Annotated in this window: 24 protein-coding genes; 4 read left to right on the top strand and 20 right to left on the bottom strand. The window is 51.8% G+C overall.

What is annotated here, in order from left to right:
• Positions 1–34: 34 nt before the first annotated feature.
• The 11 genes from ygaH to ACJHXB_RS00245 all read right to left on the bottom strand — a co-directional run bounded on the left by ygaH (position 35) and on the right by ACJHXB_RS00245 (position 10,838).
• Entirely contained in the window at positions 35–370 is a 336-nt protein-coding gene (gene ygaH / locus ACJHXB_RS00295) for an L-valine transporter subunit YgaH (protein ID WP_097447050.1), read from the bottom strand.
• Entirely contained in the window at positions 360–1,097 is a 738-nt protein-coding gene (ygaZ, locus tag ACJHXB_RS00290) for an L-valine exporter subunit YgaZ (protein ID WP_000445658.1), read from the bottom strand. Before ygaZ ends, ygaH begins: the two co-directional genes overlap by 11 nt.
• 123 nt (positions 1,098–1,220) lie before the next feature.
• Positions 1,221–2,405: an MFS transporter gene (locus tag ACJHXB_RS00285; protein WP_000169334.1), complete on the bottom strand. Its 1,185-nt coding sequence runs from the start codon at positions 2,403–2,405 to the stop codon at positions 1,221–1,223.
• A gap of 452 nt (positions 2,406–2,857) precedes the next feature.
• On the bottom strand, positions 2,858–3,850 hold the full coding sequence (gene proX / locus ACJHXB_RS00280) for a glycine betaine/L-proline ABC transporter substrate-binding protein ProX (RefSeq protein ID WP_001216531.1): 993 nt from the start codon (positions 3,848–3,850) through the stop codon (positions 2,858–2,860).
• Between the two features lie 57 nt (positions 3,851–3,907).
• Positions 3,908–4,972, bottom strand: a complete 1,065-nt coding sequence (gene proW, locus ACJHXB_RS00275; protein WP_000774975.1) for a glycine betaine/L-proline ABC transporter permease ProW — start codon at positions 4,970–4,972, stop codon at positions 3,908–3,910.
• Complete coding sequence (proV, locus tag ACJHXB_RS00270) at positions 4,965–6,167, bottom strand: glycine betaine/L-proline ABC transporter ATP-binding protein ProV (RefSeq protein ID WP_000985490.1); 1,203 nt, start codon at positions 6,165–6,167, stop codon at positions 4,965–4,967. The genes proW and proV overlap by 8 nt, the downstream gene beginning before the upstream one ends.
• Positions 6,168–6,522: 355 nt before the next feature.
• On the bottom strand, positions 6,523–7,482 hold the full coding sequence (gene nrdF, locus ACJHXB_RS00265; RefSeq protein WP_000777950.1) for a class 1b ribonucleoside-diphosphate reductase subunit beta: 960 nt from the start codon (positions 7,480–7,482) through the stop codon (positions 6,523–6,525).
• A gap of 9 nt (positions 7,483–7,491) precedes the next feature.
• Positions 7,492–9,636, bottom strand: a complete 2,145-nt coding sequence (gene nrdE / locus ACJHXB_RS00260) for a class 1b ribonucleoside-diphosphate reductase subunit alpha (protein WP_000246562.1) — start codon at positions 9,634–9,636, stop codon at positions 7,492–7,494.
• On the bottom strand, positions 9,609–10,019 hold the full coding sequence (nrdI, locus tag ACJHXB_RS00255; RefSeq protein WP_000080944.1) for a class Ib ribonucleoside-diphosphate reductase assembly flavoprotein NrdI: 411 nt from the start codon (positions 10,017–10,019) through the stop codon (positions 9,609–9,611). Before nrdI ends, nrdE begins: the two co-directional genes overlap by 28 nt.
• The gene (gene nrdH, locus ACJHXB_RS00250; RefSeq protein WP_001223227.1) at positions 10,016–10,261 is read right to left on the bottom strand and encodes a glutaredoxin-like protein NrdH; all 246 of its coding nucleotides are present in this window, start codon (positions 10,259–10,261) and stop codon (positions 10,016–10,018) included. The genes nrdI and nrdH overlap by 4 nt, the downstream gene beginning before the upstream one ends.
• A gap of 247 nt (positions 10,262–10,508) precedes the next feature.
• A complete protein-coding gene (locus tag ACJHXB_RS00245) occupies positions 10,509–10,838 on the bottom strand; it encodes a DUF883 domain-containing protein (RefSeq protein WP_001295174.1) in 330 nt (109 codons plus the stop codon).
• A gap of 151 nt (positions 10,839–10,989) precedes the next feature.
• Here ACJHXB_RS00245 and ACJHXB_RS00240 point away from each other — a divergent pair, with 151 nt between their 5' ends.
• On the top strand, positions 10,990–11,334 hold the full coding sequence (locus ACJHXB_RS00240) for a DUF2002 family protein (RefSeq protein WP_000281320.1): 345 nt from the start codon (positions 10,990–10,992) through the stop codon (positions 11,332–11,334).
• Positions 11,335–11,370: 36 nt separating this feature from the next.
• Here the strand turns inward: ACJHXB_RS00240 and alaE are convergent, their stop codons facing one another.
• On the bottom strand, positions 11,371–11,820 hold the full coding sequence (gene alaE, locus ACJHXB_RS00235; RefSeq protein WP_000492658.1) for an L-alanine exporter AlaE: 450 nt from the start codon (positions 11,818–11,820) through the stop codon (positions 11,371–11,373).
• Between the two features lie 667 nt (positions 11,821–12,487).
• Between alaE and stpA the strand changes: the two genes are divergently transcribed.
• A complete protein-coding gene (stpA, locus tag ACJHXB_RS00230) occupies positions 12,488–12,892 on the top strand; it encodes a DNA-binding protein StpA (protein WP_219371120.1) in 405 nt (134 codons plus the stop codon).
• Between the two features lie 46 nt (positions 12,893–12,938).
• Here the strand turns inward: stpA and ygaP are convergent, their stop codons facing one another.
• Positions 12,939–13,463 (bottom strand): thiosulfate sulfurtransferase YgaP, encoded by a 525-nt coding sequence (gene ygaP, locus ACJHXB_RS00225; protein ID WP_001229454.1) that lies wholly within the window; start codon positions 13,461–13,463, stop codon positions 12,939–12,941.
• A 9-nt stretch (positions 13,464–13,472) separates the two neighbouring features.
• Positions 13,473–13,772 (bottom strand): ArsR/SmtB family transcription factor, encoded by a 300-nt coding sequence (locus tag ACJHXB_RS00220; protein ID WP_000137280.1) that lies wholly within the window; start codon positions 13,770–13,772, stop codon positions 13,473–13,475.
• 182 nt (positions 13,773–13,954) lie between these two features.
• On the opposite strand from ACJHXB_RS00220, the gene ACJHXB_RS00215 reads away from it, so the two are divergent.
• Together ACJHXB_RS00215 and kbp are read left to right on the top strand one after the other, a co-directional pair.
• Positions 13,955–14,113: a YqaE/Pmp3 family membrane protein gene (locus ACJHXB_RS00215; RefSeq protein WP_000508177.1), complete on the top strand. Its 159-nt coding sequence runs from the start codon at positions 13,955–13,957 to the stop codon at positions 14,111–14,113.
• An 83-nt stretch (positions 14,114–14,196) separates the two neighbouring features.
• Positions 14,197–14,646, top strand: a complete 450-nt coding sequence (gene kbp / locus ACJHXB_RS00210) for a potassium binding protein Kbp (RefSeq protein WP_000522417.1) — start codon at positions 14,197–14,199, stop codon at positions 14,644–14,646.
• Here the strand turns inward: kbp and csiR are convergent, their stop codons facing one another.
• From csiR to glaH, 6 genes are all read right to left on the bottom strand, one after another.
• Positions 14,647–15,309, bottom strand: a complete 663-nt coding sequence (gene csiR, locus ACJHXB_RS00205; RefSeq protein ID WP_000156815.1) for a DNA-binding transcriptional regulator CsiR — start codon at positions 15,307–15,309, stop codon at positions 14,647–14,649.
• Between the two features lie 20 nt (positions 15,310–15,329).
• Positions 15,330–16,730, bottom strand: coding sequence for a GABA permease (gene gabP, locus ACJHXB_RS00200; protein WP_001469552.1), 1,401 nt, complete (start codon positions 16,728–16,730; stop codon positions 15,330–15,332).
• A gap of 237 nt (positions 16,731–16,967) precedes the next feature.
• Positions 16,968–18,248 carry a 4-aminobutyrate--2-oxoglutarate transaminase gene (gabT, locus tag ACJHXB_RS00195; protein WP_000097678.1) on the bottom strand — a complete coding sequence of 427 codons (1,281 nt, stop codon included), beginning with the start codon at positions 18,246–18,248 and terminating at the stop codon, positions 16,968–16,970.
• Between the two features lie 13 nt (positions 18,249–18,261).
• Positions 18,262–19,710, bottom strand: coding sequence for an NADP-dependent succinate-semialdehyde dehydrogenase (gabD, locus tag ACJHXB_RS00190; RefSeq protein WP_000772849.1), 1,449 nt, complete (start codon positions 19,708–19,710; stop codon positions 18,262–18,264).
• A gap of 22 nt (positions 19,711–19,732) precedes the next feature.
• A complete protein-coding gene (gene lhgO / locus ACJHXB_RS00185; RefSeq protein ID WP_000271899.1) occupies positions 19,733–21,001 on the bottom strand; it encodes an L-2-hydroxyglutarate oxidase in 1,269 nt (422 codons plus the stop codon).
• 19 nt (positions 21,002–21,020) lie between these two features.
• Positions 21,021–21,998, bottom strand: coding sequence for a glutarate dioxygenase GlaH (gene glaH, locus ACJHXB_RS00180; RefSeq protein ID WP_001469551.1), 978 nt, complete (start codon positions 21,996–21,998; stop codon positions 21,021–21,023).
• Positions 21,999–22,040: the final 42 nt, after the last annotated feature.

Raw genomic sequence — 22,040 nt, 5'->3', positions numbered from 1 at the left:
AAATGTATTGTTTTAGAAAAATGATTCTTGTGGGTTATATAATCGCCATCACTTTCCAGGCGAGCCCGTAGGCCAGCGCACTAAGCAGTGTTGGGATGATAATGCTGCGTGTTTTATAGAAACTGGCACCCAGTACCGCGAAGCCGACCAGCGTGGGTACGAAACGGCGTGTATCGTGCATCACTTCTGGTGCGGTAGAGACAACCAGCAGAGCGCATATCGAGGCGATGCCAATGGTGTCGAGCAATATGCCTATCGCGCCACATTTGGTTGGGCGGGCATTACCCACACGCAGGCGCAGCGGCAAATAGCGGAAGCAATAATTCGCCGCGCCAACCAGTAACCCAAGCAGCAGAACCTCATAGCTCATCGGGCGCTCCTTGCCAGAATGCCTGGATTAACGCAGTGAGGCAGCCACAGACAATGCCTGCCAGAATGGCGACGGGAATAGAAAATAGCGTTACGCCTGCAAGGGCACCAACTAACGCTGCGGTAACGCAAAGAGATTGTTTGCGCTGGAAAGAGGCGAGCAGGAAACTCATAAAGAGTGCCGGAAGCATAAAACCTAATGCTGCTTCAACGGCGGGATAACCTTGCAGCAAACCGCTGCCGGAGAATGCCCCTATTACCGTACCAAATACCCACGATGACCATGAACTGAAGGCAATGCCGATCATCCAGTTCTCGCTCCAGCGGCGATTATTGCGTACCAGTTTTGCGGTTGCGGCGGCAAAAACCTCATCCGTCAGGCCAAACGCCCACAGGGCGGTTTTCGATTTTTGCAGACGCTGAATAATACGGCTACGCAGTGACGGGCCATACAAAACATGGCGAACATCCATTGCCATGACGGTCAGTGCAGCAACCCACAAACTACTCCCGGCTGCCAGCATCGCGGTAATGACGAACTGGCTCGCGCCTGCATAAATGATGCAGGAGAAAAAAACGCTTTCGAGAGGAGAGAATCCCAGACGGGTCGCATTCAGACCGAACGCAAAGGCCACCGGAATATAACTAATAACAATCGGTAAACTGTCTTTGCATCCTTCCATGAAGGTCGCCGAACCAGGAGCAGGCTGTGGAGTAGGGCTTTCCATAGAGTGTACGCTTAACGATTGTTAATATTATAAATAGACTGAATGAATATCTTAACCTTATCAGACTGATGGGCTTCTTAACACCCTTATAAGTGTAAAGCCACGAAAACGGTTGCTGATTGCTTAATTTGCGGCTTCCTGACGATGAAAACCTCGCCACCAGACCAGTAAGTTAACCAGGGCAATCGTCGCGCCAGCCAGACAAACGCCAGCCCAACCGCCATGTTGCCAGGCTGAGGCTGAAATTAGCGAACCGGCGGCACCGCCAATAAAGTAGCTGGTCATGTAACCTGCGGTCAGGCGATTACGCGCATCAGGGTGTATTCGATAAATTACTGTCTGGTTAGTGATATGCACGCCCTGCACGGTGAGATCCAGCACCAGGATGCCGATAATCAGCGCCAGTACGGAAGTGTGACCAAACCAGATCGTCAGCCATGAAAGTAACAGCAGCAGCAGACCGAAAGTTGTGGTGTGGTGCGATTTACCCTTATCGGCAAAACCGCCCGCCGGACGAGCGCCCAACGCTCCGGCTGCTCCCGCAAGTCCAAACAGACCAATGACGCCATCGCTGTAATTAAAAGGCGGAGCGGCGAGCAAAAAGGCCATTGAGGTCCATAGAATGCTGAAGTTGGCAAAGGTCAGGCAGCCCAGCAACGCGCGGGTGCGCAGAATTTTATCGCTGATAAACATGCTGAAAACGGAACCAAGCAACTGTGGGTAGTTGAGGTGGGTTTCTGATTTCATTTGTGGCAGACCACGCCATAATGCCAGCGCCATCAGTGCCATTAACACCGAGGCAACCCAAAAGACGGTGCGCCAGCCGCCGAGGTTTGCCAGCAACCCGGCAACGGTTCGTGCCAGCAAGATCCCCAACAGCAGCCCGCTCATAATGGTGCCGACCACTTTGCCGCGTTTGTCTGGTGAAGCCAGCGTCGCTGCCAGCGGAACCAGAATTTGTGCCACGACCGAGAATAAACCGGTCAATGCCGTACCGAGGATCATCATCGCCAGTGACTGACTGCTGGCAGTGATTAACATACCGCCCGCTGCCAGTAAGGTCATCGAGACAATCAGGCGGCGGCGTTCAAACATATCACCGAGGGGAACAAGAAACAGCAGACCTGCGGCATAGCCCAACTGCGCGGCGGTAACAATAAAGCCCGCCGAACTGGCGGAAAGGGAAAAGTTACGCGCGATGGTGTCGAGTAATGGCTGGGCGTAATAGTTACTGGCTACCGCCAGACCGGTGGCGATAGACATCAGCACGATCAGCGCCGGGCTAAGCTCATGGTTTGTTTTAGTCATTATTTTTGTTCATCAGGTGATGATTAAGCTGGGAATCAATAATAGCGGATGTTTATGAATGTGGGGCGAAAGATAGATTGTTAAAATGTGCGGGTAATGGGGAGAGGGTATTTGAAGGTGAAATATGCCACTAAGGCAAATGTTACGTTCACTTCCAGATTATAGCTACTTTGTCACTATTTTGCTGGTGAACGTGCCAGGGTGGCTCAGTCGCCACCACCCTGGCGACCCAGGCTTTTGGCACAAAATCGCCGCTACGCGGTACATTCGACTTATTTCTTACGGCTATCGGGTACGGGCGCGAGGTAACATCCCTGTAAGACGCGCCCTCGCCGCGCATCCCTGCGCGTCGCCCCGGCCTTCAGAAAACGTCTCATCGATTTTCAGCCGGATTAAAACCATCGCTGCAATTGTTTTACTCACATGAGCATTATCTGCGCGGTTATCAATATTTACTTCTGCGCTGCCAGCGCCTCATTCACCCAGCCATCGAACTGCTGCTGGTGGGCTTTGATCCAGCCATCAACGTGGCCCTGAATATCGCCTTCTGAGGCTTTGCCGTCATGCATAATGGCGTTCTGGGCGTTAATATCTGCCACTGGTAACTGCATAATGGCAAACAGTTTCGCTGCTGCCGGGTTTTTCTCGGCCCAGGCTTTGTTGGCAACGATATGCATGGTACTGACCGGGAAGCCGTAATTCGCGCCATTCGGCAGTTTGGTATCGGCATTTTTATCGCCCGGCAGTGCGGAGAACGGCACCTGCAACCAGACCACATCTTTCCCCGGTTTCAGTTCGTTACTCACCCAGTACGGCGTCCAGGTGTAGTAAAACACCGGCTTACCCTCTTTGTAACGACTGATGGTGTCAGCCATCATCGCTGCGTAGTTCCCCTGATTATGCGTCACGGTATTGGTCAGTCCATACGCGGCAAGCTGGTGGTTGATCGCACCTTCGCAGCCCCAGCCAGGGTTACAGCCAGTCAAATCCGCTTTACCGTCGCCGTTGGTATCGAACAGTTTGGCGATCTTCGGATCTTTCAGTTGCGCGATGTTGGTGATTTTGTACTGGTCGGCAGTTTTCTTATCGATCAGGTAACCCTGTGCCGCGCCGTTAACAAATACTCCTTCACGATAAAATTTCTTATCGCCACCGGCAGCTTCGTACATGTTGTCATGCAGTGGCGTCCAGTTCACTGCGGTGAAGGTTGCATCGCCGGAAGCAAGCGAGGTGTAGCCAACGTTGTAATCCACTTCGCTGGGTTTATTGACGGTATAACCTAATTTCTCCAGCGCGCGGCTGACCAGCAGCGTCTGGAAAGTTTCTTCGGTGATGGTGCTCTGAACCGGATTAACAGTAATGCCTTTGCCCGGCAGGTCGGCAGCAAAAGTTTGTGTAGAGATAAGCGTGGCAAACGCTGTCGCAAAAAGTACGCTATGTCGCATTGTTATTCCTTTTTTTGGCAGGGTGATAATGCCCGGCGTCACCGGGCAAGTGCAGAGTTACTTAATGAATGGGCGGGTCAGCAGACCGACAGGGCCAGTGGTGTACCAGCGACGGTTGCCGCGACTGCGTGAGTCGCGCCCAACGGCCTGCGTCAGGCGGTCGAGGATAATGGCGAGGATCACAATCCCGACGCCGCCAACGGTGGCAAGCCCCATATCCAGACGACCGATACCGCGAAGCACCATCTGACCCAGCCCGCCGACGGCAATCATCGAGGCGATGACCACCATAGAAAGGGCCAGCATCAGCGTCTGGTTAACGCCCGCCATAATGGTTGGCATCGCCAGCGGTAACTGAACTTTGAACAGCATCTGGCGCGGGCTGGCACCGAATGAGCGCGAGGCTTCAATCAGATCCGCCGGAACATGGTTAATCCCCAGAATTGTCAGACGGATAATCGGCGGCAGAGCAAAGATGATCGTCACCACTACGCCCGGCACGTTACCGATACCAAACAGCATGACGATTGGTACCAGATAAACAAACGCTGGCGTGGTCTGCATGGCATCAAGCAGTGGACGAATAATTTTCGCCGCTCGTGGACTTCTCGCCAGCCAGATCCCCAACGGCAAACCGATGACGATACAGAACAGCAGGGCGGTTAACACCAGCGCCAGGGTAACCATGGCCTGCGACCAGGCACCGATTGCGCCGATGGCAATCAGCGAAACCAGCGTCGCCACGCCCATTCCGACCCCGGAAATCTGCCAGGCGATGAGAGCGAAAACGATAATCGCCACTGGCGCTGGCATACCCAGCAGCAATTGCTGGAAACCGTTGAGGATATAATCAACCGGAACGCGCACGCCCTGGAAGACGGGACGGAAATGGGTAACGACCCAGTCGATCCCTTCAGTGACCCAACTGTCGAGCGGGATCAGCGTTTTATGGAACGGATCGAGAATATTAAAATGCTCGACGTTTGGTGCAGGCGTACTGGTCAGCCAGTCAGCGCCACCGCCGTCAGTCGGTGCAGTCGCCGGTGTACCCCAGGCGTCTGCGGACTGTGCGGCACTGTCCGCCGCTGGCGTGGTATCCCACGGATTATTTTGATCAGCCATTATTTACCCCCTCACGATCTAAAGCGCGCAGCAGCATTCCTTTCGAAATGATGCCGACATACTGTTGGTCCTCGTCGACCACGGGCACCGCACAGGGGGCCTGTCCGACATGAGAGAGCAACTCGCTAAGAGGCGTTTGTGCATCGACCGCTAACGGCGCATCAATCAGCGCCGCATCAAGACCTTGCTGCTGCGTTAACGCGGCTTTAAGCGAATCGATAGACACAGCGCCGACAAACTTATTACCGCGTTCGATGACGTAGCCATATTCGCGATCTTCATCCTGCAATAATTTCAGTGCCGAACGCGGGCCGAAGCCGGGGGTTTTACGAATTAAGCCGTTCGGTGTACGACGGGCAATATCTTTCGCACTGAACACCTGGCTAATATCGACGCCACGGAAGAAGGTACGGACATAATCATTCGCCGGATTATTAAGAATTTCATCCGGTGTACCAACCTGCACCACTTCACCATTTTGCATAATGGCAATTCGGTCACCAATACGCATAGCTTCATCGAGATCGTGGGAAATAAAGACAATGGTGCGCTGATGTTTCGCCTGTAATTTTACCAGCTCATCCTGCATCTCGGTGCGAATTAATGGATCGAGTGCCGAGAAGGCTTCGTCCATTAATAATATATCCGGATTAATCGCTAACGCGCGGGCTAATCCCACACGTTGACGCATCCCGCCAGAGAGTTCATCCGGGTAGCTGTGGGCATAATTTTCCAGCCCGACCTGACGCAGTGCATCAAGGGCTTTTTCACGGCGTTCTTCGGCATTAATTCCGGCCAGTTCCATACCGAACGCAGTATTGTCCAGCACGGTCATATGCGGCATTAAGGCAAAGGACTGGAAGACCATCGCAATCTTTTTTCTGCGCACCTCACGGAGTTCGGCGTCGGATATTTTGGCAATATCCACACCATCAATCAGCACTTGCCCGCGGGTGGGTTCAATCAGGCGATTGAGAAGGCGTACCATTGTGGATTTACCCGAACCGGATAATCCCATGATGACAAATATCTCGCCTTCTTCAATGGCCAGACTGGCGTCTTTTACGCCAAGCGATAGCCCAGTTTTTTCCAGAATTTGTTCTTTTGAAAGTCCTTGTTCGATATATTTGAAAGCTCGTTGTGGATGCTCACCAAATATTTTATAAAGATTTTTAATTTCTAATTTAATTGCCATGCAATAGAAAGATTCCTGTTATTTGTTTATGTCGATACATTACCCAATGGAAATAGTCACTTTTTTCTACCCTAACATACTGAGAATTTGAGGCAACCCCTGACGGCAAATGTGGCATGAATATTGATGAGAGCAAATCGCCGGAATTTCCCGTGATATAAGGGCTGAGAGCAAATCGAGAAAAGTTGATATTTTTTGTCAAAGATAGCGAAAAAACGCCTGAATATTGTGGTTTCAGGCGAATAATGCAACAGAGTGTCAGTGTAGATCACCACAAAATATTTGCGTGATAAAAAGCTATTTGGCGGGAATTATTTCCCTGCTGCGGGTAGTGATATTTTTGAAAATAACCCCCTCAGAAATTCCAGTCTTCATCTTCTGTTTCGACCGCTTTTCCCATCACATAAGAGGAGCCTGAACCGGAAAAGAAATCGTGATTTTCATCGGCATTCGGCGAAAGCGCGGCGAGGATTGCCGGATTCACTTCTGCCATTTCTGCGGGAAATAACGGTTCGTAGCCCAGATTCATCAACGCCTTATTGGCGTTGTAACAGAGAAACGCTTTCACATCGTCAGCCCACGGGGTTTCGGCGTACAGCTCATCGGTGTATTGCAACTCGTTGTCGTAGAGTTCCAGCAACAAATCGAAGGCGAAACTCTTCAACTCTTCACGTTGTCCCAGAGATATCTTTTCCATGTTTTTCTGATATTTATAGCCTATGTAGTAACCGTGGACTGCTTCATCGCGGATAATCAGACGGATCAGGTCTGCGGTATTGGTCAGCTTTCCGCGGCTGGAAAAATACATCGGCAGCCAGAAACCGGAATAGAACAAAAATGATTCAAGAAACACACTGGCGATTTTCTTTTTCAGCGGATTATCACCGCGATAATGTTGCTGAATAATCTGTGCTTTTCGCTGCAACGGCGCGTTTTCTTCACTCCAGGCGTAGGCGGCATCGACATCTTTGGTCTGGCACAGCGTCGAGAAAATCGAACTGTAAGAGCGGGCATGAACCGCTTCCATAAAGCTGATATTCGATAATACCGCCTCTTCATGAGGCGTGAGCGCATCGGGCATCAGCGAAGGCGCGCCGATAACATTTTGCAGCGTGTCGAGCAGCGTCAGGCCAGTAAAAACGCGCATCGTCAGTTGTTGTTCTACGACACTTAATGTCTGCCATGCAGGAATATCGTTCGACAGCGGCACCTTTTCTGGTAGCCAGAAATTGCTGGTCAGGCGATTCCACACCTCCAGATCTTTATCGTCAGATATCTTGTTCCAGTTGATGGCGCTGATACGTGAGAGTTTCATAGATATTCCTTAAAGTGCACAGGAGACGCAGCCTTCAATTTCAGTGCCTTCCAGCGCCATCTGACGCAGGCGGATGTAGTAGAGCGTTTTGATACCCTTGCGCCAGGCGTAAATCTGCGCTTTGTTGATATCGCGAGTGGTGGCGGTATCGGGGAAAAACAGCGTCAGCGACAGCCCCTGATCGACATGGCGAGTCGCTTCCGCGTAGGTGTCGATGATCTTTTCTGCGCCGATTTCGTAAGCGTCCTGATACAGCGCCAGATTTTCGTTAGTCATAAACGGGGCAGGGTAGTAAACGCGTCCTGTTTTGCCCTCTTTGCGTATCTCTACTTTCGCCACAATCGGATGAATACTCGACGTGGCATGGTTGATATAAGAGATGGAACCGGTTGGCGGCACCGCCTGGAGATTCTGGTTGTATATGCCATAGCGCATCACGTCGTCGCGCAGCTGCGCCCACATCTCACGGGTAGGTAACGTAATACCGCTGCGGGCAAACAGTTCGCCAACTTTCGCCGTTTTCGGCTGCCAGTTCCCTTGCAGATATTGGCTGAAATATTCACCATTGGCATAGCGTGACTGTTTGAACCCGGCGAAGGTTTCACTGCGTTCGCGCGCCAGCAACATCGAGGTACGCAGTGCGTGCCAGGTGATGGTATAGAAATAGAGATTGGTGAAATCCAGTGCTTCCGGCGACCCATAAGCGATGCCTTCTCGCGCCAGATAGCCGTGTAAATTCATCTGCCCCAGTCCGATGGCGTGTGAGGCGGCATTTCCGGCTTCGATGGACGGCACGCTGCGGATATGACTCATATCTGACACCGCCGTTAAACCGCGCACGGCAGTCTCTACCGTGCGGGCAAAGTCGGGGGAATCCATGGTGTGGGCAATATTCAACGAACCTAAATTGCAGGAAATATCATGGCCTGTGCGGGCATAGTCGAGATTCTCGTCATACTCTGAGGCGCTGTTAACCTGCAAAATTTCTGAGCAGAGATTGCTCATATTTATGCGCCCGGCGATAGGGTTAGCACGGTTAACCGTGTCTTCATACATGATGTAGGGATAGCCGGACTCAAATTGGATTTCTGCCAGTCGCTGGAAGAAATCACGGGCGTTGATGTATTTTTTGCGAATGCGTTCATCGGCAACCAGTTCGTCATAGTGTTCGCTAATGGCGACATCGGCAAACGGCTTGCCATAAACTCGCTCTACGTCATAAGGCGAAAACAGCGCCATCTGCGCATTCTCTTTTGCCAGATGGAAAGTGATATCCGGGATCACCACGCCCAGCGACAGTGTTTTAATGCGGATTTTTTCGTCGGCATTTTCCCGTTTTGTATCGAGAAAACGCAGAATATCGGGATGATGAGCATGTAAATAGACTGCACCTGCCCCCTGACGCGCGCCGAGCTGGTTGGCATAGGAAAATGCGTCTTCCAGCATTTTCATCACCGGAATCACGCCAGAAGATTGATTTTCAATACGTTTAATTGGCGCGCCCGCTTCCCGCAGATTCGACAGCAAAAATGCCACGCCGCCGCCGCGTTTCGACAGTTGCAGTGCGGAATTTACCGCCCGACCAATCGACTCCATATTGTCTTCAATACGCAGCAAAAAACAGGAAACCAGTTCGCCGCGCTGCTGCTTACCGCAGTTGAGGAATGTTGGCGTGGCTGGCTGAAAGCGTCCTGACAGCATCTCATCGGTCAGTTGCGTCGCCAGTGTTTCATCGCCTTGTGCCAGCGTCAGCGCCACCATCGTGACTCGATCGGCAAAATCTTCCAGATAACGCTTACCGTCGAATGTCTTCAACGTATAGCTGGTGTAAAACTTCCATGCTCCGAGGAATGTCTGGAAACGAAAACCGCTGGCGTGCGCGTGGGCAAACAGCGTAATGACAAAATCGCGAGAGTAGCGATTAAGGACGCTTTCATCATAGTAACCTTCGTTAACCAGCCAGTTCAGGCGCTGCTGCTGGCTACTGAAGGCCACACTGTTCGGACGCACATGCGTCGTTATAAAGGCGTCTACTGCCTGGCGATCTTTATCGAACTGAATGCGACCTGCGCTATCGTAAAGGTTAAGCATCGCATTCAGCGCGTGGTAATCCATCGTTTCCTGCGTCAGGCGTTCTGCGGTTGTCGTTGCCAAAATTCGGTTACTCCTTTACGAACGTTTTCGATATCGCTTTGCGTACCCATGAGTTCAAAACGGTACAGCCACGGCACGCCGCATTTCTGAGCAATCACATCTCCGGCGCGGCCATACGCCTCACCAAAGTTGCGATTACCCGAAGCAATAACGCCGCGCAGCAACGCCCGGTTATGCTCGTCGTTTAAAAAGCGAATGACCTGTCGTGGCACCGCGCCAGCCGTACCGCCGCCGCCGTAAGAGGGCACGATCAGGATGTAAGGCTCGTCTACCTGAATCCGTTCCCGCTCATTGAGCGGGATGCGCACCGCGGGCAGCCCTAAACGTTCAATAAAACGCTGCGTATTTTCGGAGCTGCTGGAAAAGTAGACGAGCTGGCTCATGCACTGGCAGCGTGTGGCGCTGGATGCAGACGATTGATCATGTCCGGGCGGAAACCAGACCAGCTAAGATCGCCTGCAATCACAACCGGCAACTGACGAAAGCCCTGAGCACGCAGCGCTTCTGCCGCTTCAGGAACGCGATCGACATTAATCATTTCAAAATCAAAGCCCCGGTTTTCCATCGCCCGTTTGGTGGCGTGGCACTGAACGCAATCGTTACGAGTGTAAATAGTAATGCGCATGATTCGTATTTCCGTTTAAAATGAAGATACGGCGCGATGATACGCGTCGGGTTGTCTCTCTGTTGATACAGAGATACTAGATGTAGTTGAAAAAAGATTCAACCATACAATATATAGCAAATAGTGGTCGAAATTACCCTGGGTATGAGCGTGACGGGGTAGGGGGATTTTTGTGATTCACCAGGCAAAAAGAAACCCCGAAGCCAGGCTTCGGGGTCAAAGACGCGTATTTATTATCATTTTTGCACTACGATTTGCGCATGCTTAACAGTGCGCCGATAAAAATACCTACCGCAGCTGCTGTACCCACGCTACACCAGGGTCTTTCACGAACAAAAGAATCCGCGCAGCCAACGGCATCGCGTGCGGCTTGCTGGACGCGAGTACGACCATGCATTCGCGCCCTGGTTTCTTTCAGTAGAGCCTGCGCTTTACTGCGTGCGGCTTCAGCTTCCCCTTTAGCGTCGCTGCCCCAGGACTTCAATACAGATTCGAGGCTATCAGCTAATTGATTGACATCATTCTGGATATCCTGCACGCCATCATCAACGTCGTTGCGGTTCGGTCGGTTAAACATATGATCCCCCATTAGAATTCGATGTAATTTTCAGTGTAGACCATAATTTTCTTAACTGAGGTTCATCGCGGCTTTATGGACTTTTCTGAAAGCGTTGTGAATGCGCAATCAGGTAAGGTAGGCCCGCGGTTGATAATAACGAGGATCAAATATGTATTTACGACCAGACGAGGTGGCGCGCGTACTTGAAAAAGTCGGTTTTACTGTCGATGTGGTAACCCAGAAAGCTTATGGTTACCGCCGTGGGGAAAATTATGTCTATGTTAATCGCGAAGCGCGAATGGGACGTACCGCCCTGGTGATTCATCCAACATTAAAAGAACGTAGTTCAACACTGGCTGAACCCGCTTCCGATATTAAAACTTGCGATCATTATCAACAATTTCCGCTCTATTTAGCAGGCGAGCGACACGAGCATTACGGTATCCCGCATGGCTTTAGTTCGCGTGTTGCGCTTGAACGTTATTTGAATGGTTTATTTGGCGAAGCCAGTTAAAGACGCGACTGGCGATGCCAGTCGCGAAAAGAAGGGTCAGGCTTTTACCTGCTGGTAACGGCTGACTTTAAACAGTCGGCGGCAATAATCGAGGAAGTAGCCATAAACCGCCCCCATCAACATCGAAACAACGATGTTTGAACTGACCGCCGCCATAATCTGATGCCAGTCTGCGCCCACCACTAACAAGATCGCCACATACACCGGTGACTGGAACGTCACATAAGCCATGATATCCGCCAGATTTTTTATCCAGCCCGACGGGCTAACTTTGCGTGCTGCGCGCATAAACAGATCTCGGTACATACCGTATGGCCATGCAATTAAGATGTTCACCGGAATCGCTACCAATCTGGAATAAAAAGACTGTTCGAAGCTCATTCCGGAGAGGAAAACTTCAATACACATGTTCACGACAGAACAGTAAACAACCATCGCGAACGTATCTGCAACTGCATGACGCAAGCGTGACTGCGGTGAGAACATGCTAATGCTCCTTAATAAAAGCGTAATGGGATGTGAATGGAGATGAAAGCAGTGGATCTCATTGCCATCTGCATTTTCGCATAGCGTATATCGCTGGCTATGACTAATCAATTAGTGAAAAATTTTTATTTAATCTGTTTTTGTAGATAAAATATTCCGTAACGGCGCGTTTTTTGTACATTGTGGATTTTTACATGCCGATATGATTTATTTTTAATTAAATCAATTGGATATGTGTTTACCTTTATTTTCACTCATGAAGGTTTGGGGGGGAGGTAACGCTATAAGCGTAGAGAATTCGGTGTATGTAGTGATCGGGTCATTTTCAGCATTTTTTATGCCAGATAATGTACATTGACAGCAGAAAACACCAGTGATGGGTGTTTATTTTTATTCGTATATACTGCATTTTTATTCACTTTGGTTTTGTCAGGCTTGCGGAATTAGCGAGCAGAGAGCGCCGCTCTGCTCACAAATAACCTAAATTACTCATCAAAATGGCTAATATATAATCTTGAAATTATTCTGAGAGTTTCAGAAAATAACAGCTGAAATAATCTCGCGCAGGACTGTAAATAGATTAAATTTTGTGGAAATATAATAAGTGATCGCTTACACTACGCGACGAAATACTTTTTTGTTTTGGCGTTAAAAGGTTTTCTTTATTATGTCCGTAATGTTACAAAGTTTAAATAACATTCGCACTCTCCGTGCGATGGCTCGCGAATTCTCCATTGACGTTCTTGAAGAAATGCTCGAAAAATTCAGGGTTGTCACTAAAGAAAGACGTGAAGAAGAAGAACAGCAGCAGCGTGAACTGGCAGAGCGCCAGGAAAAAATTAGCACCTGGCTGGAGCTGATGAAAGCTGACGGAATTAACCCGGAAGAGTTATTGGGTAATAGATCTGCTGCTGCACCACGCGCTGGTAAAAAACGCCAGCCGCGTCCGGCGAAATATAAATTCACCGATGTTAACGGTGAAACTAAAACCTGGACCGGTCAGGGTCGTACGCCGAAGCCAATTGCCCAGGCGCTGGCAGAAGGTAAATCTCTCGACGATTTCCTGATCTAATTACTGAGGCCGGATGCCGCCGCTATGGCGCGTCCGGCGTCGCTTCTCAAGCTCGTTGGTTCCAAGGCATCTTATCTAACAACCTTGCCATCCCACAAAAACCGCTAATTCCTGCAAACAGTAACCCGGCACCAACAAAGCCGCTTAATAAGAAGAAACCGCTATTTACGGTATAACCCAGTACAACGCCGATTAATATTAAACCACCCGCAGCGATCTGCACCTGGCGCATTAACGGCAAGGGTTGAGATTTATTTACCGCTACTGGTAATCCTGCTTTTTTCCAGCCATCAATCCCATCTTCGAGTAAAAAGATTTCTGCGGGGGCGGCAATCGCTGCTAATTTATCGGCGTTATTACTGGTGCGTTTACCTGCCTGGCAGTGGAATATTATTTGCTCGCGACGTAATTTAGCCGGAAGACCTGACTGTTCCAGCACGGATAATGGAGCCAGATCTGCTTCAGGAATATGTTCACGGAGATATTCATCAGCGTCACGAATATCGATTAACTTTGCGCCGCGTGCGATTAATTCTTGTGCATCATGCGGCGAAATGGTTGTCAAAGCCATAGTGACTCCTTACGGACAATAGACATTTTTCAGGGTGGCGATAATGGCATTTACCGCCTCATTTTTAATGGAATATAGAATGCGTTGGGCATCCCGTTGGCTGTCGATAAGCCCTTCGTCCCGCATACGAGCGAGATGCTGTGATGTTGCAGAGGCACTTAGTCCGGTAATGCGCGTCAGCTCTCCCGCACTGGTGCCGGGGGAACCGCTAAGCATGCACAGAATCAGCAACCGTTTAGGGTGGCTCATTGCTTTCAATAAGGCCGCTGCCTGTTCGGCACTGGCCTGTAATTGCGCGAGTTCAGTCATAGTTATTTAAGTGTTTTCTAAATTAAGTAAACTCTAAACTAAAAATGCAACATATACCAGCATCAGCAGCGTAAATGAGAGTAAAAGCGTAAGCTGAAACTGGCAGGCTCCGCTAAAATTACTACGCTTAAGAGATAAAATCTCTTTTTAAACAATGAGTAATTTTCTTATAGGGAGTACATATGGGTTTCTGGAGAATCGTCATCACCATCATTCTGCCGCCGCTCGGCGTGCTGCTCGGTAAAGGGTTCGGTTGGGCGTTCATTATTAATATTCTGCTGACACTGCTTGGGTATATCCCCGGTTTGATTCACGCGTTCTGGGTGCAAACCCGCGATTAAACCTGTGTTCACCCCCGCGGCGTTAACGCGCCGCGTTCCTCTGCTACACTTTCTGAGTGTTTCCGTTAACGAATGAGGTAGCTATGGGTCTGTTCAATTTTGTGAAAGATGCCGGAGAAAAACTCTGGGACGCGGTTACAGGTCAGCACGATAAAGACGATCAGGCGAAGAAGGTGCAGGAGCATCTGAACAAAACCGGTATACCTGATGCCGATAAAGTGAACATTCAAATTGCCGACGGCAAAGCGACGGTCACTGGTGACGGCTTAAGTCAGGAGGCAAAGGAGAAAATCCTTGTTGCGGTGGGAAATATTTCCGGTATTGCCAGTGTCGATGATCAGGTGAAAACGGTGACACCAGCCACTGCCAGCCAGTTTTATACCGTTAAGTCTGGCGACACTCTGAGTGCCATTTCCAAACAGGTCTACGGTAACGCTAATCTGTACAATAAAATCTTCGAAGCGAATAAACCGATGCTCAAAAGCCCGGATAAAATTTACCCGGGGCAAGTGTTGCGTATTCCTGAAGAGTAGTTAATTGCCAGTCATTGCCTGCTGGATAATGGGAATTGGCGTCAGTAAATGCTGGCGCATTAACTCACTGGCGCGCGCGGTATCTCGCGCCAGTACCGCCGCAGTCAGGGTCTGGTGCTGATCGCGTTTATCTTCCAGCATTTCCACCGAAAGCACTGTTCGCCGCAGCCAGATAAATCGATAGCGCGCCGCCAGATCAAACAACCGTTCACGCATTTGCAGCAAATAGTGAGAACCACAGCCCGCCACAATTGCAGTATGAAACGCCTGATGACGCAGATCCCACTCATCAAGCATTTTCTCACTGGCGTCACAGGCCTCCAGCTTACTGAGCAGATGCGCTTTTGCGAGAACGTCTGCCTCCCATTCATCGCCACCGCGGGCAATCGCCAGACTGACCAGCATCGCTTCCATATTGGCGCGGGCGTCGAAAATATCGAGCAGCTCCTGCTCTGACATAGACGCCACCCGATACCCTTTTTGATTCACCACCGTGACCAGCCGTTCCGCCACCAGTTGCGAAAGAGCTTCCCGTAACGGCCCAACGCCAAGTGCATAACGCGATGTCAGCAAACTCATCCGTAATTTTTCATCCGGTTGAAAATTACCGCGAATAATATCGTTCTTCAGCCAGCGATAGCCATCCAGAGACGTAATGGTCATGGTGTGACTCCTGATCATTATCAGCGCGTATTATGAACGGGTGTTTTTTGCCACAATACCAGCTTTTTCCAGCGAGCCATAATTGGCACGGTACAGATAATCCCTATCGCTAATAAGCCGGTGGAGATCACTTCTAACTGTTGCGCCGGGCGGAATAGCATCACTACCAACACAAAGGTAATAAAGCCGATTACCAGCCAGGTGAGCCACGGATAAAGCCACATCCGCAGGCGAATTTCGCTTCCTTCTGCTCGCAGAATTTTGCGCATCCGCAATTGTGAAACGGCGATGACTAAATAAACCAGCAGGGCGATAGCGCCGGAGCTGTCGATCAGGAATTTAAACACTTTCGCAGGCGCGTAATAATTCACCACCACCGTTAAAAATGCCGCCCCGGTGGAGAGTAACACCGCCACGTACGGGGTTTTACTGCGGTTTATTTTACCCATTACCGCGGGCGCATCACCGCGACGGCTTAAGGAGTAGAGCATCCTGGAAGCGGTATACAGCGCCGAGTTCAGGCAACTGGTTACGGAAAGTAATATCACGCAGTCCATGATTAATTTCGCATGGGGAATATTGAGCAATTCCAGTACCGAGCGATAAGATCCAACGGCTTTCAGCCCCGGCATATTCCACGGTATTAATGCCACGACGACAAAAATAGAGCATAAATAGAAGATAGAAATACGCCAGATAACCGAGTTGGTGGCGCGGACAATATGTTTTTCCGGCGCGTCGGATTCCGCGGCGGCAATGGTGACAATTTCTGCGCCCATAAACGAGAACATGGTGATCAACATCGCGCTTAATACCGCGCCGAAGCCGTTGGGCATAAAGCCGCCGCTATCCCACAATCTTGAGATCCCGCTCACTTCGGCATAAGGGTAAAAACCGCTAATTGCAACTGCACCAAGGAAAATAAAGGCCAGGATAGCGATGACTTTGCACAGCGCCAGCCAGAACTCAAATTCACCGTAGTTTTTAACACTTAATAAATTACTGCCAGTTAAGGCGAGGGTAATGACGAGGGAAAATAACCAGATGGGAATGCCTGGAACCCACGAGTGCAGGATCATGGCGGCGATGTTGGCTTCCAACGGGATAACCAGTACCCAAAACCACCAGTACAACCAGCCGATGGTATAGCCCGCCCAACGACCAATGGCTTTATCGGCATAGGTGGAAAACGAACCGGTATCGGGCGTGGCAACTGCCATTTCCGCCAACATCCGCATAATCATAACCACCAGTAATCCGGCGAACAGATAGGCCAGTAATACCGCCGGGCCCGCTTCGGCGATGGCGACGCTGGAACCGACAAACAGACTTGCGCCGATAACACCGGCAATAGACAACATGGTGACGTGGCGTGACTTCAGCCCGCCGCCTAACTCATGTGGTTGCGATGATTGCCCCATCCTGAATCCTCTCGAAAGTGTGTCACTTGGGAGAGCGCCCCGACATTTCCCGCGTCGGGTCACGCGTGTAATTGTTATTGGTTCTTTTTACCGGAGAGCGGCTCCGCCTTACCCGGCCGACATAGATTTATTCCTGTTCACGTACAGATTGTCGGATGCAGCGTAAACGCTTTATCCGACCTGGATTCGCGTAGGCCGGACAAGACGCGCAGCGTCGCCTCCGGCATGGGTACGGATCTACTGCTTCGCCTCATCAAAACACTGGCTGATGATCTCCAGACCCTGACGGATCTGAGCGTCTTCAATGGTGAGCGGTACAAGGATGCGCAGCACGTTGTAATACGGGCCGCAGGAGAGAAGAATCAGGCCTTTATCGCGGGCACGCGCCACGATCTCGGCGGTGAGTTTGGCGTCCGGTTTGCTGTGATCGCCATCTTCAAACAGCTCGATGGCAATCATCGCTCCCAGCCCGCGTACGTCGCCGATCTCAGTATGTTTTTCGGCTATCGCCAGCAATCCGTCTTTCAGTTTCTGCCCCAGATCGTTGGCTTTTTGCAGCAGATTTTCCTGCTCAAACACTTTCAACACTTCCAGCGCTGCCACGCAGGCAATCGGGTTACCGGCATAGGTGCCGCCCAGACCGCCTGGAGCGACGGCATCCATCACTTCCGCGCGCCCGGTGACGCCCGCCAGCGGGAATCCGCCCGCGATCGATTTCGCAAAGGTGGTGAGATCAGGTGCCACGCCCATTTGTTCCATCGCAAACAGCGTGCCGGTACGCCCCGCGCCGCTCTGCACTTCATCGGCAATCAGCATAATCCCGTGCTCATCACACAGCGCGCGTAAACGCTGCATAAAGGCTGGCGTCGCGGCGTAGAAACCGCCTTCGCCCTGAACGGGCTCAATCACGATGGCTGCGATATCTTCCGGCGCGGCGTCATTTTTAAAGATCCGGTGGATGCTGGCGATAGCGTCATCTTCACTGATGCCGTGCAGCGGGCAAGGATAAAGCGCGCGATAAACATGGCCTGGCATCAGCCCCATACCCGCAGAGTACGGATTTACCTTGCCGGTCAGCGCCAGCGTGTAGTGCGTACGCCCGTGATATGCACCGCTAAAGGCGATGGTCCCGCTGCGTTTGGTGGCGGCGCGGGCGATTTTCACCGCGTTCTCCACCGCTTCAGAACCGGTCGTTACCAGCAGCGTTTTTTTGGCGAAATCTCCCGGCACCTTCTGATTCATAATCTCGCACAGCTCCAGATACGGTTCGTAAGCCAGCACCTGGAAGCAGGTGTGCGACAGCTTTTTCAACTGCGCTTCCACCGCAGCAACCACTTTCGGATGCAGGTGCCCGGTATTGAGCACCGCAATCCCGCCCGCGAAATCAAGATACTCACGGCCTTCAACGTCCCACACCCGGCAGTTTTCCGCGCGGTCAGCGAAAATCGGGTGAATTTGCCCAACGCCACGAGGAACTGCCTGACTACGGCGCTGCATTAACTCTTTATTGCTGCTCATTCGCGTTCTCCAGTTAAAGACCGATGCACATATATTTGATTTCTAAGTAATCTTCGATGCCATACTTCGAACCTTCACGACCAAGACCCGAGGCTTTAATGCCGCCGAACGGGGCCACTTCATTGGAAATAATGCCGGTATTGATGCCGACGATGCCGTACTCCAGCGCTTCGCCCACGCGGAAGACGCGGCTTAAATCACGGGCGTAGAAATAGGCGGCAAGGCCAAATTCGGTGTCATTGGCTTGCGCGATCACATCGGCTTCATCTTTAAAACGGAACAGCGGGGCGAGGGGGCCGAACGTCTCTTCTTTCGACACTTTAGCGTTGGCCGGAACGTCTACCAGAATGGTCGGCTGGAAGAAGTTGCCGCCGCGTTCATGTGCTTTACCGCCGCAAACCACGCGCGCGCCTTTCTCCAGCGCATCGGCAATATGCTCTTCCACTTTTGCTACCGCTTTTTCATCGATCAGCGGCCCGATGGTGACGCCGTTATCCAGCCCGTCGCCGATGTGCAGTTTGCTCACCGCCTGCTGCAATTTTTCGGCAAAGCGGTCATACACGCCGTCCTGCACGTATAAACGGTTGGCGCAGACGCAGGTTTGCCCGGCGTTGCGGAATTTCGAGGCCAGCGCGCCTTCCACGGCTTTATCGAGATCGGCATCGTCAAAGACGATAAACGGCGCGTTGCCGCCCAGCTCCAGCGACACTTTTTTGATGTCTTTCGCGCACTGTTCCATTAACTGGCGGCCAATTTCGGTCGAGCCGGTAAACGACAGTTTGCGTACCAGCGGGTTGCTGGTCAGTTCGTTACCGACCGCGCCCGCCGAACCGGTGACCACGTTAAATACGCCAGCCGGAATGCCCGCGCGAATCGCCAGCTCCGCCAGCGCCAGCGCAGAGAACGGCGTCTGACTGGCGGGCTTCAGTACCATGGTGCAGCCTGCCGCCAGCGCCGGACCGGCTTTACGGGTAATCATCGCCGCCGGGAAGTTCCACGGCGTGATGGCGGCGGTAACGCCAATCGGCTGCTTGATAACAATCAGGCGCTTATCGGCCTGATGACCGGGAATGGTGTCGCCATAAATGCGTTTGCCTTCTTCGGCAAACCACTCAATAAAAGAGGCGGCGTAGCTGATTTCGCCTTTCGCTTCGGCCAGTGGTTTGCCCTGTTCGAGGGTCATCAGGCGCGCTAAATCGTCCTGATGCTCCATCATCAAATTGAACCAGTTGCGCAGAATGTTGGCGCGTTCTTTGGCGGTGAGCGCACGCCAGGCGGGCAGGGCGCGGTTGGCGGCGTCGATAGCGGCGCGGGTTTCATCAGCGCCCATTTTCGGCACGCTACCCAGCTTGTCGCCGTTCGCCGGATTGGTGACGTCGATGACTTCACCATTGTTGGCGTCCAGCCATTCCCCGTTAATCAACGCCTGCTGGCGGAATAAGTTACTGTCGTTAAGTTTCATTGTTACGTCCTGTTTTCAAAGGTTATTGATTAAATGCGGCGTGTAAGGCATCCACACTACGTGCCGCTCGCAGCGTGCGTCCGGGGTTACTCTGGCTTGCCAACAGCGTTTGTACCTTGCTGACAATATGCGCACCAATAGGAATTGCTGATGTCGCTGCCGGGGAGGGCGCATTGCAGGTGTGGATCGTGCGCGGGGTGGTGACAAACAGAAAATCGTCAATCAGCTTGCCGTCCGGCGATACCGCCTGCGCCCGCACACCGGCGGGCCAGGGCTGGAGATCGCTTAACGAAAGCCGGGGACAATACTTTTGCACCAGCCGCAGATAGCCGCTTTTGCACAGCGAGTTTTTCATCTCGCCCAGTCCTGAGCGTAGATGGTTTTGCAGTACCCGGCGAATCCCTGACGAGCTCAAAATCTCCAGCGTGTCGCTAAATGAGAAGTCGCGCTTGCGATAGCCTTCACGTTTGAAAGCCAGCACCGCGTTTGGCCCGACGGTCACGCTGCCGTCGATCATGCGGGTGAGATGCACGCCCAAAAATGGCATCGCGGGGTCGGGAATGGGGTAAATCAGATGGTTAACAATCTGGTTATGTTCTGGCGCGAGGCGGAAATACTCGCCACGGAACGGGCAGATAATAAAGCCCGGTTCGAGTCCGAGCATTTTCACCAGCCGGTCAGCCATCAGCCCGGAACAGCTAATCAGCGTCGATGCTTCATATTCACCGCCCTGACGGGTATGTATCACCACGCCGTTTTTATGCTCACTGAGGGCGCTAACTTCGGCGTTATAGATAATCTCACCGCCTCTGGCCTGGAAAATTTTTGCCATCGCCGCCGTTACTTCGCGGTAGCTGACAATGCCGCTGGACGGCACAAAAATGCCGCCGAGCCCGGTGATATTCGGTTCGCGCTCGCGCAACTCCTCAGCGTTTAACCACTCGCGCTCGATCCCGTTCGCCGCCGTGCGTTCCCATAAGGCGCGCATCCGTTCCATTTCGAGTTCAGACGTGGCGACCAGCATCTTGCCGCAGTTGTCATAGCGAATGCCGTTTTGATCGCAAAAGGCTTTAGTGGCGCGGTTCCCCGCCAGGCAAAACTGCGCCTTCAGGCTACCGGGCGTGTAATAGACCCCGGCATGGATCACGCCGCTGTTGTGGCCCGTCTGATGACAGGCAGGGCCGGACTCTTTTTCCAGCAACGCAATGCGGGCATCCGGATAGAGATCAATCAGTTGCATGGCGGTCGACATGCCGATGATGCCGCCGCCAATAATCACGAAATCATACATCCGCTCAATTCCTTTGCGCTTACTGATGCGTCTGGTAGTGGTTAGAGGCGTAAGCGAAATAGCCACGCTGACGCATCAGTTCACGGCGCAGATCCGGGTGCGGAGTAAAGCGGTCGCGACCGTGCAGCCAGAACAGGTTGTTAATCAACAGGAATTTGCCAACGGCAACGGGCACAGAAAGAATGCCTTTGCTGGTTTCAATGGCGTCCGAAAGCTCGCTCAACCACACGCCTTCTTCGAAGTCTTTCGGCTGGACAAACTGGTCGATATAACGCATCACCGGGCGGCCCTGTTGATCAACGTCGAACACTGGATGGAAAACATCTTTGCTGACGTTTTTGCTCGGAGGCGCGGCAAAGCGCATCGGGCGACGCGCCAGCGGGTGGCGGAAATAGTGGTCGAGATGTTCCCAGTCATCGAGATGCAGCAGCAACGAATTTCCACCCTGCATGTTCTGCTCGTCGATTTTCATCATCAGCACATAGTCGGTGATCTCTTCGACATATGTGCCGTCGTTGTGCAGCTCCATTACACGGTGCGGCTGACGTAGATAGCTGTCTGAGTTATCGACATTTTTCACCACGAAACGCGCGTAATACTGACCGCTCATCGCATCGAAATTTGAGCGACCAATCAGATGCGCTACCGCCGTTGCCAGCTTCACCATCTCATCTGCCTGCGCCACATCATCGATACCCACCGCATTGATCAACAGCGCACCTTCAGCACGGTTTAGCAACGTCTTTAACAGCAACGGTTGCAGCTGATTCGCACACAGATCGTCAAGAATTTTGCCTACCCGAAAACGCAGAAACGATTTGTACTCCAGCGCCTGTACGGGCCATTCGGCAACCTGTTCGAGAAACTGTTTGGTCGTCTGTTCGGTGAAGGTAAGTTCCAGCAGACGCGGGGATTGCGCCGACGGGATGAGAGTGAATCCGCTATAGTCCTGGCCTGAATCGACAGCGTTATTTTGTACGGCGGTCAGTGCATTCATCAGAAGCGATCCTCTTATGAGATGTAGGGTGACATGGCGATG

Origin of the sequence: Escherichia sp. WS3227_2, assembly GCF_046486495.1 — a bacterium.
Classification (GTDB): domain Bacteria; phylum Pseudomonadota; class Gammaproteobacteria; order Enterobacterales; family Enterobacteriaceae; genus Escherichia; species Escherichia coli.
Note: the sequence above shows the minus strand (reverse complement) of the source record. Positions and strands in the feature narration are given on the sequence as shown.